Annotated in this window: 3 protein-coding genes; 1 reads left to right on the top strand and 2 read right to left on the bottom strand. The window is 72.5% G+C overall.

The genetic code is table 11. From position 1 onward, the window contains the following. A partial coding sequence (locus DQP56_RS23885) for a type IV toxin-antitoxin system AbiEi family antitoxin (RefSeq protein ID WP_526022719.1) occupies positions 1–374 on the bottom strand: 374 nt, incomplete at its 3' end. Between the two features lie 202 nt (positions 375–576). Beyond that, complete coding sequence (locus tag DQP56_RS23880) at positions 577–1,755, bottom strand: amidohydrolase (protein WP_112689546.1); 1,179 nt, start codon at positions 1,753–1,755, stop codon at positions 577–579. Positions 1,756–1,798: 43 nt separating this feature from the next. Between DQP56_RS23880 and DQP56_RS23875 the strand changes: the two genes are divergently transcribed. Further along, a partial coding sequence (locus tag DQP56_RS23875; RefSeq protein ID WP_112689544.1) for a purine-nucleoside phosphorylase occupies positions 1,799–2,461 on the top strand: 663 nt, incomplete at its 3' end.

The following is a 2,461-nucleotide window of genomic DNA, read 5'->3' as shown; positions in this document are numbered from 1 at the left end:
GCGACTTCGCTCAGCGGTGCGCCCTCGCGCCGGTGCACGACCAGCCCGTCGGCCGATCGCAGCTGTCGATCCGGCGGGTTGAGCACGTGCAGATCGACCGACTCCTCGGTGTCGAAGCCGTATAACGCGGCCGCGGTACCCAGACACACCGCGACCGTGGTGCCCGTCGCCAGGTCCAGCCCGCGCAGCCGCAACTCGTCGCTCGGCTCGCCGTCGCAGTCGCCGTCGGCGCCGTAGATGCCATACCAAATCTTTTGCAGCGGGCCACGTCTCAGCTCGGCTTCGAGCGCGCGGCGGGTGAGGATCGTGAGGGCTTGAGCGGACGTCACCACCCCGCCCTGGCGGTCGAGCAGCGTCCGCAATCGGTTGTCCATGCCGCCGATCGTCGGCGTCCGATGTGATAGCGGAGTGCCTCATCCCGTCCGGCCGGCCCCAATTGTGGACGGCGGCCGAACTGTGCACAGCCGCCGGCGCCGCGAGCGTGCACAGTTGTACAGAATTTGCGGCGTGTCGGCGGACAAACACGCCCGCTCGGCCGAGAGGGGGCGCCCGGCCGAGAGGGGGCGCGCGGCCGGGTCAGGGCAGCGCGGCCTGGTCGATGATGCCGGCCATCACCTTGACCCCGATCGCCAGCGCCCGCTCGTCGAGGTCGAACGTCGGCTGGTGCAGGTCCAGTTGCGGCCCGCTGCCCGGCCACACCCCCAGCCGGGCCATCGCCCCCGGAACCTGCTCCAGGTACCAGGAGAAGTCCTCGCCCCCGCCGGACTGCCGGGTTTCGGCCAGCACGTGCGGCCCGACCCTCTCGATCGCGCGGGTGAGCATCCGCGTCGACACCGCCTCGTTGACCACCGGCGGCACCCCGCGGTGGTAGTACAGCGTGTGCTGGATGTTCAACGGCGCCAACAGGTGCGCCACCGCGTCCTCGACGATGCCCTGCATCGCCATCCAGGTGTCACGGCTCGCGGTGCGCACCGTGCCGGCCAGCCGTCCGGCCTGCGGGATCGCGTTGGCGGCCGCCCCGGAGTTGACCGCCCCCCACACCAACACGGTGCTGTTGCGAGGGTCGATGCGCCGCGACAGCACGGCGGGCAGCCCGGTGATCAGCGTGCCCAGCCCGTAGACCAGGTCGGCGGTCAGGTGCGGCCGCGAGGTATGCCCACCGGGCCCGCCGACGGTGATCTCGATGGTGTCGGCCGCCGAGGTGATCGGCCCGGGCACGGTGGCCACCCGGCCGACCTGCAGCCGCGGGTCGCAGTGCAGCGCGAAGATCCGGCCGACCCCGGTCAGCACCCCGGCGGCGATCGCGTCGATGGCCCCACCCGGCATCAGTTCTTCGGCGGCCTGGAACACCAGCCGCACCCCGACCGGCAGTTCCGGTGCTGCGGCCAGCGCCAGCGCGGCGCCCAGCAGGATCGCGGTGTGCGCGTCGTGACCGCAGGCGTGCGTCACCCCCGGCACCAGCGAGGAGTACGGCGCCCCGGTCTGCTCGGTCATCGGCAGCGCGTCGATGTCGGCGCGCAACGCGATACGCGGGCCCTCTTCCGGGCCGAAATCGCAAACCAGCCCGGTTCCGCTGGGCAACACCTTGGGGTTGAGGCCCGCGCCGGCCAGGCGTTCGGCGATGAACTGGGTGGTGGCGAACTCCTGCCGGCTCAGCTCCGGGTGGCGGTGCAGATGCCGCCGCCAGGCCACCAGCTCGTCGGCGTTGACCGCCAACCACGCCTCGGCGGCGTGCGACGCGGGAGCTGAGGACATTCAGGCAGTATCCCACCGTGGCACCCGACTAAACTCACGGGCTGTGACGGTTCCGCTCGCGACCCAGGCCGCGGCGGTCGTGGCCCAGCGCACCGGCATCGACGCGCATGATGTGGCGATGGTGCTCGGTTCGGGGTGGGCGCCGGCGGTGGCGGCCCTGGGCACACCGACCGCGACGCTACCGATGGCCGACTTGCCCGGGTTCAGCGCGCCGACGGCGGCCGGCCACCTCGGCGAACTGGTGTCGGTCCCGATCGGCACCCACCAGGTGCTGGTGCTGGTCGGGCGGATCCACGCCTACGAGGGCCACCCGCTGGTCGATGTGGTGCGGCCGGTGCGCACGGCGGTGGCGGCCGGGGCCAACACCGTGGTGCTGACCAATGCCGCCGGCGGCCTGCGCGAACGGTTCGAAGTCGGCCAGCCGGTGCTGATCAGCGACCACCTCAATATGACCGGGCGCTCACCGCTGGAGGGCGCGCACTTCGTCGACATGGTCGACGCCTACACCCCCGCGCTGCGTGCCCTGGCCCAGCAGGTGGACCCGACGCTGGTCGAGGGCGTCTACGCCGGGATGCCCGGCCCGCAGTACGAGACGCCGGCGGAGATCCGGATGCTGCGCACCCTGGGCGCCGACCTGGTGGGGATGTCGACGGTGCACGAAGCCATCGCGGCGCGGGCGGCCGGCGCGCAGGTGCTGGGCCTGTCG

This window comes from Mycolicibacter senuensis (genome assembly GCF_003284925.1).
GTDB lineage: Bacteria > Actinomycetota > Actinomycetes > Mycobacteriales > Mycobacteriaceae > Mycobacterium > Mycobacterium algericum_A.
The sequence above is the reverse complement of the archived record's forward strand: the minus strand, read 5'-3'. Positions and strand labels throughout refer to the sequence as shown.